This is a genomic window from Neotamlana nanhaiensis, assembly GCF_000943555.1.
Taxonomy (GTDB): Bacteria; Bacteroidota; Bacteroidia; order Flavobacteriales; family Flavobacteriaceae; genus Neotamlana; species Neotamlana nanhaiensis.
In genome coordinates, this window is the sequence record NZ_JTDV01000014.1 from 117,990 (window position 1) to 134,453 (window position 16,464).

The 16,464-nt window shown below is 35.7% G+C and carries 8 protein-coding genes and 1 pseudogene; 4 read left to right on the forward strand and 5 right to left on the reverse strand.

The features are described 5' to 3' along the window. Positions 1–43: 43 nt before the first annotated feature. Genes PK35_RS14305 through PK35_RS14320 form a run of 4 tightly spaced genes read right to left on the reverse strand, consistent with a single transcriptional unit; the run spans position 44 to position 8,760 of the window. Positions 44–1,723: a fasciclin domain-containing protein gene (locus PK35_RS14305; protein ID WP_044627246.1), complete on the reverse strand. Its 1,680-nt coding sequence runs from the start codon at positions 1,721–1,723 to the stop codon at positions 44–46. A gap of 10 nt (positions 1,724–1,733) precedes the next feature. Further along, the gene (locus tag PK35_RS14310; RefSeq protein ID WP_044627247.1) at positions 1,734–3,230 is read right to left on the reverse strand and encodes a RagB/SusD family nutrient uptake outer membrane protein; all 1,497 of its coding nucleotides are present in this window, start codon (positions 3,228–3,230) and stop codon (positions 1,734–1,736) included. 12 nt (positions 3,231–3,242) lie between these two features. Then, positions 3,243–6,524 (reverse strand): SusC/RagA family TonB-linked outer membrane protein, encoded by a 3,282-nt coding sequence (locus PK35_RS14315; protein WP_044627248.1) that lies wholly within the window; start codon positions 6,522–6,524, stop codon positions 3,243–3,245. 1 nt (position 6,525) lies between these two features. Continuing rightward, entirely contained in the window at positions 6,526–8,760 is a 2,235-nt protein-coding gene (locus tag PK35_RS14320) for a fasciclin domain-containing protein (protein ID WP_044627249.1), read from the reverse strand. 600 nt (positions 8,761–9,360) lie between these two features. On the opposite strand from PK35_RS14320, the gene PK35_RS14325 reads away from it, so the two are divergent. From PK35_RS14325 to fsa, 4 genes are all read left to right on the forward strand, one after another. Further along, positions 9,361–9,591, forward strand: a complete 231-nt coding sequence (locus PK35_RS14325) for a hypothetical protein (protein WP_044627250.1) — start codon at positions 9,361–9,363, stop codon at positions 9,589–9,591. A 26-nt stretch (positions 9,592–9,617) separates the two neighbouring features. Continuing rightward, the gene (locus PK35_RS14330; RefSeq protein ID WP_044627251.1) at positions 9,618–12,500 is read left to right on the forward strand and encodes a glycosyl hydrolase 115 family protein; all 2,883 of its coding nucleotides are present in this window, start codon (positions 9,618–9,620) and stop codon (positions 12,498–12,500) included. A gap of 371 nt (positions 12,501–12,871) precedes the next feature. After that, positions 12,872–14,905, forward strand: a complete 2,034-nt coding sequence (locus tag PK35_RS14335) for a transketolase family protein (protein WP_044627252.1) — start codon at positions 12,872–12,874, stop codon at positions 14,903–14,905. A gap of 11 nt (positions 14,906–14,916) precedes the next feature. Further along, positions 14,917–15,573, forward strand: a complete 657-nt coding sequence (gene fsa, locus PK35_RS14340; RefSeq protein WP_044627253.1) for a fructose-6-phosphate aldolase — start codon at positions 14,917–14,919, stop codon at positions 15,571–15,573. 204 nt (positions 15,574–15,777) lie between these two features. Here fsa and PK35_RS18030 read toward each other — a convergent pair. After that, positions 15,778–16,077 (reverse strand): annotated as a pseudogene (locus PK35_RS18030) (transposase); the annotation flags it as partial. Positions 16,078–16,464 lie beyond the last annotated feature (387 nt).

The following is a 16,464-nucleotide window of genomic DNA, read 5'->3' on the forward strand; positions in this document are numbered from 1 at the left end:
TTTATATGATTAGTTTAATAGTATTATTTTAGCTCGTTAAGGATTAATCGTATATTAAACCACTTCCGCTAGACTCAAATTTTGGATATAATTGATCCATATCAACAGGTCTAAATTCAACCACATCGAACCAACTGTTACCACCAGCATATGCTAAAGATTGGAATCTAAAAGTGTGTCTGCCTGTAGTTTCAACATTTATAATACCCATTAGTCTAGAATTAAATCTTGATGAGAATGGCTCAATATGACGCTTATAACCTTGCGACTCTAATACGCGTTCTGGCGTACCACTATCTCCATATTCTTGCATATTTAATAATCGCGACAAAGGCACATCGTTAAAAAATGCTCTTGCTGATGACGGTGCTCTTGGATTCGTTCTATACGACACCCATACTTTATATTGTCCTTTAATAATAACTGGTGTTGTAAATTCGATATTATTAATATAACCGTCACGTAAACGTAAAACATCTAATAAATCGCCATGCCAACCCGCTGCATTACCATCACCAATAGCAGGGCAAGAATAAGTAACACTTGGGCTTCCTTCCCATGACATACTAGACAATTCTGCATCCGATAGACTTGCATAGTTTCCTGGTTTTCTAAACACCGCGCTTAATTGACGGAATTCTGGCTGATCTCCTAAATCGAAATAAACAGGTTGTGGTAATCGCTTTTTAATAAAGTAATTATCTTTTACCAAATGCACCACACCATTAGAAGCTGTTTCGTCGCTTGGTTCTCTATTAATTTCCACCCCTTTTTCTAATACCCCATTAAATACTTCTTCGTTAATTAAAAGGCTATCGGCAGCTAATTTTACACTAATCACTTCAAGAGGCGCTTGTGTTAATAATGCCGGTGTAACCGCTAAATCGGCTAAATAGTTTAAACCAGGAGATATACGATAGGCAACAAACAGATTTAAGCTATCTTCTAAGTTTGTAGGATCGTTTAAATGACTGTACCGTGCTTTTAATTCATCAAAACTGTTAAAACCAGCTTTTTGAAAAACCTCATCGGTTTGTGCAATTACTGTTAAATAACTTGGAATACTATCTTCGTCGTAAGTTACTGGTTGGTCTAATTTATCATACCATCCAGTTGCTTTTATAGCTTCAGCAAAAATACTAAGTGACGCATCGGTATCAATTGTTTCTGCCAAAGTTTTATCGGCTACCCGTAATACTTTATCAATAACATGCATCACACCATTCCCTACTTCAACATTCGAAGCCGTTATTTTTGCTTCTTTATTTACAGTTATACTTGCAGATCCTCCATCGTAAGTAGCTCCTGTAATTAAGAACTGCCCTTGCATACTTGGAGATGCAATTTTACCATCAGTAAACGATGTTGTAGTAATGGTTTCTTCTAAAATGTGAAGCTTAACGATGTCGCGTAATTCTTCAATAGGAATTGCGCTAATACTGCTCACGCCAAAATCGGCCATTAAGTTGGTAATCGCATCGTTGGTTGGTAAAAACAAGGTATACGTGCCGTAGGTATTCATAAACGACGCATATCCGGTAACATCTAAAATCTCAACAAACATCGAGTACTCAGGCATTGTACGAAGGTATTCGGTAATATTTAGAGTTTCGTCGGTGGTTTCTTTGTATTTCTCTTCAGAACAGCATAGAATAATTGTCGCTAATAGCACAATAACTATCGAAAACTTCCACTTTTTAATTAGTTTAAATATTTTTTCCATGACTTATTTTTTATTTGTAAAACGGGTTTTGCACAAGTGCTTTGTTGGTATACAGCTCGTACTCGTTTATTGGTAAGTAATGGCTGTTAGGATCTTGCAACTTAGCTACAATAGTCTGCTGTTGGTTAGCAGGTGCACTTTGTATAGCTACGTTAATAATTAAATTAATATAAGCGTAGTTTTCTTTACGTGCATTACGCAGTAAATCGAACCATCTTTTCCCTTCAAAGGCAAGTTCTCTTGCTCTTTCTGCTAATATATATTGGCGCACGCCGTTTTTGTTGTCGCCAGTAACTTGTTCTTCGGTTAAATCGATAGCTGCTCTAGCCTCACGAAGCTCTTCAATTATTAATAAGGCTTCCTCGCCACGATTTAGTTCGTTTAACGCTTCGGCTTTCATTAAAAGCAAATCGGCGTAACGGTAAATAAACCAATGCGTATCTGATTCTGCAAAAGATTTTCGGTTGTTTTCATCAAAGCCCGTGTATTTATAAATTTCGTTTGTACCTGGTACCATTGACGCACGCTCACCACGAATATCTTTATTTTCAGGATCGTTAAAATCTAATCCAAATACATCTTCTAGCACACTTGCCTCAGCTAAATACTGCGGCGCCAATAAAAACATGAAGTAAAATGGATTTAAATTCTGTGTGGTGTATTGTAATTCAAAAATACTTTCACTGGTGTTTCCTCGTGCATAAACCGAAGTAAACCAACTTGGACTAGCTTCGATAAGCTCGTAAGTTTCGTTGGTGTTAGTAATAACTTTATCGGCAGCAATAAGCGCATTATCATAATCTTCTTGCCATAAATACACATCGGTTAACATGGTGTTAATCGTGTTTTTGGTAATTTTCCCTTTGTTTTCGGCAACACTCTCGTAAGTTTCAACTGCCATCGCTTCAGCATCAAGTAAATCTTGTACCACTTGTGCAAAAATATCGGCTTGCGGCGTTGTTGGTAATTGAAAGTTATCTTCGTCGGATAACGTTGCTTCTAATTTTAACGGTACATCTTTAAAAGTACGTGCTAATGTGAAATACATGTAAGCACGAATAGTTAAAGCTTCGGCTAAATAAGTATTTAATTCCTCTTGTGTAAAAGTTGGATCTAAATCTAAAACCGGTGGTCCTAAATCGATAACCGTATTACAAAAGTTAATAACGCGGTAAAATGCTCGCCATGTTGTTAAGCTATTTGATGGTAATATGTTTGTAGTTAACATATCAATTTGGTCGTCGCTAGTATATTGGGCAGCAGAAACCATTCCTCCTCGTAATTCGCCATACATAAAAATATACTCGGGTATGGTTAAATCACTTTCACTTGGAGGTGTGTTAAGTAAGGATAAATAAATACCCGTTACAGCCGCCTTTACATCTTCTTTGGTTTGCCAGAATTCTTCACGCGTCGTACCGTTTTCTGGCCTTAAATCTAAATAGTTATCACACGACTGTAATAAAACAACCGCTAGTAGTATAACATTAAATATTCTTGTTCGCATAGTTCTTTTTTTTTAAAATCTGGTTTGTAATCCGATAGAAAATCTACGAGTTGGTGGCGTTCGAGAATAATCGATTGCGATACCAAAAGGATCTCCACCACGCATGTTTACTTCAGGATCTTGCCCACGATACTTGGTAAATGTTAAAATATTATCGGCTGTGAAATACAAACGTAAATCGTCTAGTTTTAAACTCTGTAGCATTTTCTTGCTAAAGTTATAGCTAAAAGTTGCCGAACGCCATCTTAAGAAAGACGCATCTTCTACATACCTGTCTGATCCTAACCAGTTGTAAGCAGCACCATAAACGGCACGTGGCATGTTGGTTTGGTCACCAGGATTTCTCCAACGAGATAAAGTTGCTGTACTCTGGTTATCAAAACCATACATATTTGTTGTTATCATATCAGTACCATTTACAATATCGTAATCTAAACGGTAAGTAAAGAATAACAAAAGTTTAAACTGGTCGTTAAATGTAATATTTGGCCCAAAACCACCTGTAAATTTAGGGTTACTATTACCTAAATAAACCACATCGCGACTGTCTATGTTTCCGTCTTTATTGATGTCTTCATAAATAGCATCACCAGGTTGAAATACATAATCGGTATTTGGATAGTTAAATCTCATAAATACTTCTTGACCATTAGGCCCAATAATTATATTACCATTGGCATCACGTGCTTTAGTTGCTTCTAAATCGGCATAAACACCTTTAAATTTATAACCATAGAATGAACCAAATGGGTTATCTACCTGAAGGAAACGTTTGTACTCGCCATTTCTATCGATGTTTCCGCTTTCGCTAGGATAAAACTCTGAAATTTCGCGAATAATGTTTTGGTTTCTTGAAATGTTGAAGTTAAAATCGACACGCCATTTATCATTTTTAAACGGCGTTGTAAATAAACCAATTTCCCAACCTTGGTTATCTAACACACCAACGTTTTGGTCTGATAATCGGCTATATCCTGAAACGGTTGTTAAATCGAGGTTTTCGAAAAGTAAATCTTTGGTTCTGTTATGGTAAACATCAACATCTAACTGTACTTTTCTATCAAATAATTGAAGATTTACCCCAAAGTTTTTACCCGTTAAGGTTTCCCAACGTAAATTATTTAATTGAATATTTTGCGGATAAACCCCTGTTTCACCTAAATATTCAGCACCATAATTGGTATATCTATTAAAGAAACGGTAATCGTATCGTGGTGTTCTACCCGATTGACCGTAACTTCCTCTAAAACTAAAATCGTCAACAAAATCAAGGTTTTCCATAAAAGGTTCACCCGATACACGCCATCTTGCTGAAACAGATGGAAAATAAGAGTATCGGTTATCTGGACCAAATTTAGAATTACCATCGGCACGTAAACCAACGTTAACAATGTAACGATCGAGCAAACTATATTGTGCGCTTAGTAAACCACCTACACTACGAGACTGACTGTTATTTGTGTACAGTATTAAACCCGCATTTTGTGTTCTAGATGGCACCGAAGGATCGGTTAATAACGACGACGCCGTGTTAGATGTTAATGCTTGATGCGACTCATAACGATAATCGTTACTTTGTAAAGACAAAATAGTTTGTAAGGTATGTTTTTCGCCAAAGTAAGGTGTAAAAATAAAATTGGTTTTTGTTGTTACACTGGTGGCATCTACATCGGCATCTGATGCTCTGTTTACCACAGTTTCGGTAAATGGTCTACCTGTTGCGTTTTGTGGTAAAAACGATTTTGCTTTTGTACTGTTAAAATCGTATTGCAAATCGAAAGTTGAAACTAATCGCTCAGGAATAATATCGAACTTTAAATTAAAGTGAGGTACAATACGCTCTCCAACTTGATCGTTAGTAGCATATTCTGCCATGGCTACTGGGTTATAGGTTCTAGAATATGATCCTTGAATATTTTGCGCTGGCGAAAAATAGTTTGGTGTTAAATCGCCTACATCATCATACTCGTAAATGCTCATGTTAGGCATTTTACCATAAGCCACACTTCTAATTCTATCTCTATCGGTGGTTCCAAATGTATTTACATAATTACGTTCGGTATCGGAATGTGTATAAGAAATATCGGCTTTAAAACGAATTCGGTCCGACACTACATAATCTAAATTTAAACGACCATTTAAACGTTGATAACCTGTACCTTTGGTAACCCCTTTAGAATCGTAATAACCAACCGATGCATAATAACGTGCCTTTTCACCACCACCCTGTAACGATAAGTTATGCTCGCCAGTTAAACCGGTTTGAGAAATTGCAGATACCCAATCGGTATTATTACCATAGTTTTTATAGTAATAAACTTCTTGAGGATCGTATTGAAATTCTCTTAAAGATGTTGGAAGTGGTGTTCCATTACGATTCATATACGCTTCGGGAATTAATTGCGAATATTGGTCGCCACTTAACATAGGTATGGTGTTTGGCACTCTAGCAAACGACCCTCTAAAAGTATACCCGATTTTTGGTTTACCAATAGATCCCCTTTTAGTATTAATTATAAGTACCCCAGCAGCTGCACGCGCACCCCACATGGCGGTTGCTGCCGCATCTTTTAATATGGTAATACTCTCGATATCGGCAGGAGCAACGTTAAGTAAAGCTGCATAACCTTGCTGATCTGCAGTACCAAAGTTAAAATCGTCTGGAATTGAGGTTTCGTAAGGCATCCCATCCACTACTATTAAAGGATCTGAAGAACCCGTAATAGATGATGTACCACGAATACGAATTTGCATTCCCGCACCTGGATCACCAGAATTAGCAGTAATATCTACCCCAGGAACACGTCCTTGTAGGGCTTCATCGATAGACGCGGCTTGAGTGGTTTCTACATCGGCTGCATTTACGGTTACTACACTGGTAGTTAAGTTACGCTCTGCAATATTTAAAAGTCCGTTATCTGGAGTTTTTGAAGCGTTAATTACCACTTGCTCTAACCCTTCAACCTGAACAACCAAATTAACATTAAACGTACGTTTTTCGCCAATGGCTAAGGTTTGGGTTTTATAACCAATAATAGAAATTACTAGTTGGTTGTTAGGGCTTTTAACACGAATGGCAAAGTTTCCGTCAAAATCGGTTACTACCCCTGTAATGGTTCGTTTTTCAGCATCTTGCTCAATAACTGTGGCACCAAGAATTGGTTCTTGGGTTTCAGCATCAATAACTTGACCTCTTAAAAGAATTTCGGCTTGCGCAGAAACATCAAAAGATATTAAAGCAAAAAAGATAAATGAAAAACCGTATAATATGTGTTTTATATTGTAATATTTCATTTTATTCGGTGTATAAAAGATAGTTATCAACTAGGTGAATAAGTGTACGATCTGCAAGATGATTACTTTCGCTAGGAATATAATCTGCGATTCTGTTATTATCATCTATAAAAGACAAATCGCCAACTGTACTAACAATGTTAACATAGGTTTTTTCACCAAATTCAGTTTTACGTAACGTTTCAGTTAAACCATTTACAAGGCCATCGGCTGAAGCAGTACGTGTGGCTAAAATGTGATATTTAATGAAGTGTTCAACTTGATCAATTTCTTCTTGCTCGCTAGGTGTAAAGTTTGGCGTACCTGTAAGTTCATCACCTGGTAAAACGCCATCCATAACGGCTTGTTGTATGGCTGCATTATTAGGAATTACAAAGGTGTAAGGTGTACCTAATTCGATACCATCAATGGTACCCGCGGTTTCTTCGTAAAGTGCCGAATTTCTTAAGTATTCATAAAAATTAAAATACTCCGAATCGGTTTCTAAAGCAATCATTTGTAAATCTAAACCTTGAGCTTCTTCACTAAATTCTAAAATATTATCGATGTAATAGGTTCTTCCGTTTTGCTGATCTTCAAACCCAATAATATTCACGCGGTTATCTAACACTTCGTTACCTGCAGCGTAAACTTGGTTATTATCCCATTTAATATATTCACCTGGTAAATCGAAATCACCCGAACGAATAATTCCAGAGCCCGACAAATCGTTTAATTCATCGTTTGGCGTTGGTACAATACCATTATATAATACTCTTAATAAACGTGTTCTCGCAAAAGTACCAGTAACCGTATTTCCTGTTTGCGGCGAGGTATACACCCATTCCGATCGGTTTATATCGTAACTATAACCTAAATGCGTTAAAACCTCATCGGATGGTAAAAATATAGTGTAACGTCCGTAAATATTGCTAATTATTTCGCGATATCCAGAACCATCGTTAAATAAACGTGTTGCTAAGGTAAATGCCGGATCTAAATAAGCCGACGTATAAACACTAAAAAACAAGTTTGATGGTTGTACTTTATTGGTTCCATAGAAGAACCCGTTACTCACAACCTCAGCTTCTACAACCTCGTTATCAATATCTATACGAATATCTTCTTCTAAAGCATTGTTGTAACCAGCAGCTTTTGATGGCCAAACGGCATTTTGTACCATGTGAGCGTTAAAAAAGTCTTCGTAAACATACTTTGGTAACTGGTCTAACGACGGATAGTTTTTAAGTAACACATCGTCGATAAATTCCTGTAAAACGTTGTTTTCTGGAACAAAAAGTGTGTAACCATCGCTTTGCCCATCATTATCGGTGGCTTTAATAAAGTTTTCGTTATTTGGCGAAAATATTAAAGCAGGATCGTATACTTTAACAAAAACATCATCAGAATTTAATGTGAAGTTCTGATAGGTTGTTGTTGCATCTTGATCGAAAAGATACTGTACCAAATTAGTTTCTAGCATGTCTCTAAAAATGCTATAATTTGGGCTTTCCTCTAATTTTTGATCGAGATTAATTAGCGGTAATGACACCTTATCAACCTCGTGAATAATGCCATTTTCTGCTACAATATCGGCAGTCACTGTTTCGGCTGCTAATACATTAAAACCAGTGTAGCTTTCGTTGGGATAAAAGTAGTTATAATCGTAACTACCCAATCCTTGATTAGTCATAAACTCTTCAACAAAATAAGTGATATATTTATTATTATTATCACCTGGAATGTAAAAATCGCCACCTTCAGAATTGTTGCGATTAGAATTTACAACCACCATTGGCGTACCATTAATGGTTTTGTTTTGGAAGCCATCATAATATGCGGTACGACGTTTAAACGCCAAATCTTCTTCCCAACCTAAATTTGATTGAAAATCGGATAAACGTTCGGTACGAAACCCATTATAAATAATAGCGTATTTTACAATTTTTGAAGCCATTACCGAATCGATTTCCGATACGTTTGAGATGCCTTGTTCTTGAAAAAAGGCTGTAAATGCCTCGTCGTTTGGAGCCATCATGGTCCAGTAACCAGCTTTTCCTAAAATATCCTTATAGCCTGCTTTTTCTATTAAAGCTGTAAGGTTAGTAAAATTGCCTTGCGCCACAAGTTGTTGGTAAATAGGTGGCTCAAGATCGTCTGGTCTTGCGTAATACTCATCAACTTCTTTCTTACTACAGTTAAATACAGTAAATACAAGTAGCAAGAAGAATGAATAATTGAATATTCTTTTCTTCATTATAGTTAGACTTATTTAAGTTGTTAAAAAATAAAAATTATGCGGTTAGCGCGGAGCTAAAGGAGGTAATTGAGTGGTTTTTCAATGTAAAAAATTAGTTTTAGTCGTTAATAAATTCAGTTAGTTAGTTTGTTTGGTTTAGTTTTTTAAGCTTGTTCGGTTAAACAAACTTGTAGGTCATGCTATTTAAGTTTTTTTGATTACTTTTTTTAAGAACACTTCCATTTGTAGCCATTAGCTTATTAAAAAACATAAAAAGACTCTTACCTTAATTGTTAAGAAAACACTAAATATTTTTTATTGAGAATAGCTATCTTCAAAAGTAACAGGATTTTATGTATTTAAATTATCAAAAACTGTCAAAACATATCAAATTTATGCATTGCGTCCTATTGATAAGGATATACCTTTAACATATACTTAACTTGTATATATAAAAAAGACCAATAGGTTTTAAACCTTTTCATTTCTTTAATTTACCGCTAATCGTTTTTTTGATATGATATGATATGAATAATAACCATTCAATTCCATCCAACATGGCTTCACTCCAACTATCAAAAAGCGATAAAACTTAGTAAATCTGTCATTTTATAAACTATGATAACAAAAAGCATAAATAAATTTTTCTTTGTAATAGCTACGCCATTTTTATTAGCCGCATGCAAATCAAACACAAACGCTATAATTTCTGGTGTGCCTTGGTATACTCAAAATGGTGAAAATGTTTCGGCACATGGTGCAAACATCATTAAAGAAGGTGATACCTTTTATCTTTTTGGGGAATATAAAAACACATTTATATCCTTTCAAGAAGCACTAATTTTTTAATTTTAAAGCATATTTAAATCCAACACATGAAACTATTTCATAAAATAAGTCTAATAGCATTTTTGATAATATCTTGTAAATCTGCTCAAGACAATCAACTTTCAAATAGCTCGTTCGAGATTGTAACACCAACCACCAAAACGAGTATTTTATATGGAAAGGGCGAACGGCTCGATTCTATAACAGCCAACTTGCTAGCGGAAGACATTTATAAAGTCACCAGTTATAAACCTAAAGTTATTACAAGTACTAACGAAGCTACCAAAAATGTGATTGTTATTGGTGAACTAAAAAGCAACCTTATAAAAACCTTTTTAGAGGATGATGCCGTAAAGCAAGAATTTAAAAATCAATGGGAAAGTTATATCTATAAAACCATAACCAATCCCACAAAAACGATAGAAAAAGCCTTTATTATTACTGGAACAAACCCAAGAGGGACAGCTTATGGCGTTTTCGATTTATCAAAAAAAATAGGCGTATCGCCTTGGTATTGGTGGGCCGATGTACCCGCAAAAAAGCAACAAGAATTGATTATAAATCAACCCGAGTTTTACAGTAGCGCTCCAAGTGTAGCGTTTCGAGGTATCTTTTTAAATGATGAAGATTGGGGTTTGCAACCTTGGGCAGAACATACTTTTGAGCCAGAAACAGGCGATATTGGTCCGAAAACCTATTCCAAAATTTTCGAGTTACTACTACGACTGAAAGCCAATACCATTTGGCCCGCAATGCACCCTAGCACCAAAGCTTTTTTTCATTATCCTAGTAACCGTAAAATGGCAGAAGCTTACAATATCGTAATAGGTACATCGCACGCCGAACCTATGCTGAGAAACAATGTTGATGAATGGAACAAAGAAACCATGGGACATTTTAATTATAAAACGAATAAAGAAAGTGTCTATAAATATTGGGAAGATCGTGTAAAAGAAGCTAAAAATATTGACGGCATTTATTCCATGGGAATGCGTGGTGTTCACGATAGCGGAATGGAAGGCGTTAAAAGCAAAGACGAAGCGGTTGAAGTACTTACCGATGTTATTGCTGACCAACGTGGTTTGCTAAAGAAATACATAAATCCGAATGTAGAGGACGTTCCGCAAGCCTTAACCGTTTATAAGGAAGTACTGGATTTATACAAAAACGGACTAAAAGTTCCCGATGATATTACTTTGGTTTGGACTGACGATAATTACGGCTACATCAGGTCGCTTAGTAATGCTGAAGAACAAAAACGTAACGGTGGTAGCGGCGTGTATTATCATGCCTCATATTGGGGGCGTCCGCACGATTATTTATGGTTAGAATCTACAAATCCGTATTTGATTCATGAGGAAATGATGAAAGCTTACAATTTGAACAACAAAGACATTTGGATTTTAAATGTAGGCGACATTAAACCTGCAGAATATAGTATGCAACTCTTTTTGGATATGGCATTTGATGCTGAATCTTTCCAAAAAACTGAAGCTGTAAAAGCGCATCAAACTCAATTTTTCACCGATATTTTTGGAGCAGATTTAGGAGAAACCATGGCTGATATTAAAACAGCATATTATCAGTTGGCTTTTGAACGCAAACCGGAATTTATGGGTTGGAGCCAAACCGAAAAAACCACACCTATTTATAAATCGGCTTACAATACATTGAGTTATGGCGATGAAATTTCTGAGCGTATTAAGTCGTTTGAAACGCTCGAAAACAAAGTAGATAGTATAGAAGAGAAACTTCCTGAAGCTTTAAATTCTAGTTTCACGCAACTTTTATCGTATCCTGTAAAAGGCGCATCGAACATGACTAAAAAATTCATGTATCGCGATAAAGCTTTGGTTTATGCGAATCAAGGCAGAAAAAGCGCTTCCGTTTATAAAGATAAATCGAATAACTCCTATGAGAATATTGTTGCTTTAACCAAAAATTACAATGCACTTTCCAACGGAAAATGGCAAGGAATCATGGATATGAAACCGCGACGTTTGCCTGTTTTTGATAATCCTGAAATTAACTTAGAATTTAAAAACACCGAAAAACCAATTGGTATTTCAGTTGAGGATACTTCAAGTACGAAATCGGGCATACCAAAATTACCAACGTTTTATGTAAATGATACCGCATCCTATTTTATTGATGTGTTTTTGGTAAAAAATAATCAAGCTAGTTGGAGTTTTGAAAATATTCCGAATTGGATAAAATTAAGTCAAGTTTCAGGTGAATTAAATGATAGAGTTTTAGAAAAACGCATCCAAGTGTCAATAGATTGGAATTTATGGAAAGCTTCCGGTGAACCGCTATCCGCTCAAATCAAAATCAAAAGTGAAGGTTTTAACGAGACTATTCAAATTAATACTTCAAACAGTTATCAAAATTTATCCGAGGCATCGCTAGTTGAAAAAAACGGATTAGCAGTTATTTATGCCAGCAGTTTTTCAAACATCCATAAAACAGAGAAGACGTTTTGGGAAAAACAAACAGGATTTGGTCACACGCAATCGGTAATGCAAGCTAAACCACTCAATGCAAAATCAACTGAAAACACAACTGAAGCGGCATATCTAGAATACGATATTGAAACAGAAACCATTACAAATGAAGCTATTTTAAAAATCGTGGCTATACCAACGCATCCACTAACTACCGACGGCGACGTTAGAATTAAAGTCCAATGGAATAACGAACCTATACAAGAACTAAGTTTCAAAACCTACGGCCGTAGCAATACTTGGAAGCAAAACGTGTTAACCAACAAAGCCATAAAGCAAATGAAAGTATCGTTAAAAACGAAAGGCAAACAAACCCTTAAAATATTTATGGTTGATGCAGGTGTAGCTTTGGATTATATGGTTTTAAATACTAAAAATAAGAAGTTAGGGTACAAATTACCAAAGGAAACAGAACTTGGCAGATAAATTTTGCGTGTATTTGAGATTAATCAGTTAAAGGATAGCTGATTAATCTCAAATAAAATCACATTTCATATTTCTTTTTCATATTGTTTTCTGCGATTTTCTACTAATTTGAAAATAATAAGTGTTTTTTTTACACTTGTAAAAATTTTATTGTAGATTTGGCACAAAACAAGGTGTTACATCAATAATGTCTTTTGGTTATTTTATAAAAATTACAGCATATTTTAAACGAAATTCTGTTTTTACTAAAAATTGCCAAAATTTTAATAATTAATAGTTATATAACACGCAATTAGACTACTAATTTAGATAAAATACCTTAGTTTTGTGAGATTGGAAGTTAAATATAAAACTACAACAAACTATTCAAGATGAACAAAAAAATCGATCAGCAATCCGCAGATAATATTAGAGCTTTAGCGGTGGCAATGGTAGAAAAGGCGAATTCAGGACACCCTGGAGGACCAATGGGAGGTGCAGACTTTATGCACATATTATATTCAGAATTTTTTAATTACGATCCAACGGACATGGAATGGCCATTTAGAGATCGTTTTTTTATGGATGCTGGTCACTTATCTACATTAATGTATGCGCAGTATTACCTATTAGGAAATTACGCAAAAGACGATGTAGCAAATTTTAGACAATGGGGTTCAATTACACCTGGTCACCCAGAAGTTGATGTAAAACGTGGTATCGAGAATACTTCAGGGCCACTTGGTCAAGGTCACACTATGGGTGTTGGCGCTGCAATCGCTGCTAAATTTTTAGAAGCGCGTTTTGGAGATTGGATGAACCACAAAATATACGGATTCATTTCTGATGGTGGTGTACAAGAAGAAATATCGCAAGGTGCTGGTAGAATTGCTGGCCATTTAGGATTAAGTAACTTTATTATGTTCTTCGATTCTAACGATATTCAATTATCAACATCAACAGACGAAGTAACTACCGAAGATACTGCAAAAAAATATGAAGCTTGGGGATGGAAGGTTGTAACTATCGATGGGCACAACCACGACGAAATTCGTAAAGCCTTAACCGATGCTAACAACGAAACCGAAAAGCCAACCTTAATTATTGGTAAAACCATAATGGGTAAAGGTTGTGTAGCAGCCGATGGTAGCATGTACGAAGGACACTGTGAATTACACGGTAAACCAATTGGAGATACAGGTGCAGATTACGTAAAAACCTTAGAAAACTTGGGTGCAAATCCAGAAAGTCCTTTCGATATTTTTGGAGATGTTGAAGCGTTCTACAAAACAGTAATAGAAGAGAAAACAAAACAAGCGACAGCTAAAAAAGCTGAAATTGAAGCTTGGAAAAAAGATAACGAAGCCTTAGCGACTAAGTTAGATTTCTTCTTATCTGGACAATTACCAGAATTAGATTTCGCTTCAGTTGAGCATAAAGCAGGCTTAGCGTCTAGAGCAGCATCTTCAAATGTGTTAGCGTATTTAGCTGAAAACGTGGAAAACATGATTGTGTCTTCTGCCGATTTATCAAACTCTGATAAAACTGATGGGTTCTTAAAGAAAACATCATCATTACAAAAAGGTGATTTCTCTGGTTCGTTCTTACAAGCTGGTGTTGCCGAATTAACTATGGCTTGTATTGCAAACGGTATTGCTTTACACGGTGGTATTATTCCAGTTGTAGCAACATTCTTTGTGTTTTCAGATTACATGAAACCTGCCATTCGTTTAAGTGCGATTCAAGAATTGCCTGTTAAGTATGTGTGGACGCACGATGCCTTTAGAGTAGGTGAAGACGGACCAACACACCAGCCAATTGAGCAAGAAGCACAAATTCGTTTATTAGAAAAACTTCAAAACCACAGCCACAAACAAAGTTTCTTAGCGTTACGTCCAGCAGATTCTGCCGAAACTAGCGTTGCTTGGAAAATGGCTATGGAAAATACCGATACGCCTTCTGGTTTAATTTTATCGCGTCAAGGCATAAAAGATGTACCTGCCGAAGGATCGCGTTACGAAGCGGCTTTAGCTGCCGAAAAAGGTGGTTATTTAGTAAAATCTGTTGATAATCCAGATGTAGTGCTTGTAGCTAACGGATCGGAAGTATCAACATTAGTAGCTGCTGCCGAAATTTTAGAAGCAGACCACAACCTTAAAGTTAGTATTGCTTCTGTTATTTCTGAAGGTTTATTCAAACAACAATCAAAAGAATACCAAAATAGTATAGTTCCAAAAGACAAACCTTTATTTGGTTTAACGGCTGGTTTACCTGTAAACTTAGAAGCTTTAGTTGGCGACAATGGTAAAGTGTTTGGTTTAGAGCATTTCGGTTATTCTGCTCCTGCTGGCGTTCTTGATGATAAATTTGGATTTACTGGCGAAAAAGTAAGCAAAGAAGTATTAGCATATTTACAAACAAAATAAAACATAAAACAATGAAATTTTTTATAGATACAGCCAATTTAGATGATATCGCCGAAGCTCAAGCTTTAGGTGTACTTGATGGTGTTACAACAAACCCGTCGTTAATGGCAAAAGAAGGTATTACAGGTGAAGAAAACATTCTAAACCACTACAAAAAAATATGTGATATTGTTGATGGTGACGTTAGCGCCGAAGTAATAGCAACAGATTTTGATGGTATGGTAAAAGAAGGTGAAGCTTTAGCGGCTTTACACCCACAAATTGTGGTTAAATTACCTTTAATTGCCGATGGTATTAAGGCTTGTAAATACTTTTCAGATAAAGGTATTAAAACAAACGTAACATTAGTATTCTCTCCTGGTCAAGCGTTATTAGCTGCTAAGGCTGGAGCAACTTACGTATCGCCATTTTTAGGTCGTTTAGATGATATTTCAACAGATGGTTTAAATCTTATTGCTGAAATTCGTCAGATTTATGATAACTACGGTTTTAGTACTGAAATTTTAGCAGCTTCAATTCGTCACACAATGCATGTTATCGATTGTGCAAAAATTGGTAGTGATGTTATGACAGGGCCATTATCATCTATTACAGGTTTATTAAAACACCCGTTAACCGATATTGGTTTAGCTAAATTTTTAGCAGATTACAAAAAAGGAAACGAATAATCTTCGTTTTACAACATAAAAAAAGCTGTTTTAAAGTTTTGGTTTTGTCAATCTGAATTTATTTCAGATTCTCGAAACAAACATAAAATCTGATTAATGAGATCCTGAAACGAGTTCAGGATGACAGATTTTATAACTTTTAAGACAGCTTTTTTTATTTCTCCTTTCGGAATAGCTATTTAAAGTGAATAATGTTTAAGCAGCCTATAACGATAGTTGGTTAGTATTAATTGGAGTTATATTTAGGGAAGGTTTCTTAGGGTAAAAACAGTAAGCTGTCAATCCTGCTATTAAGTTTACCAAAAAGCCTTTAACAGATCGGTGTCTTGTATGATCAATTCTACAAATGTTTTTAAGTTCATCGTTAACAAATTCTACTCGAGCTCTTTTGCGAAGCAGTATAGCGTCCACATCTGACAAGTTCTGTTTTTTCATGTTCTTTCTCACTTTTGTAATGAGCCGTATTCCATTTTGGAAGAGCAGTTCGGCCAAAGCCTTGGAAATATCGCATTAAGGGCAACTAGATACGGTCTTGCCTTGTGTTAAATCACTCATAGCTTATAAGCTCAAGAAATAGGTCTATGAGATGCTTACTAACTTAATGGATATAAAAATGTTTAAAATTGGTAAACTGACCAAAGTGGAATAGGAATAACAAAATATTTGATGGCGGCCAACTCACCAATTCAGAAAAAAATCTGAGAGATTTTTACAAACGTTTACTAAATATCACTATTTCCAAGACTGCGTTAGCGGGTAATTACGAAGATCTTCATTTATATAACAGAAAACATACACCCAATTATTCCAATAAAGTATTGTCGTTTTTAAGCTGGAGTAACAATGAAATTTTGCTTATAGTTTCAAATTTTGATGATGAACGTGCGGCCG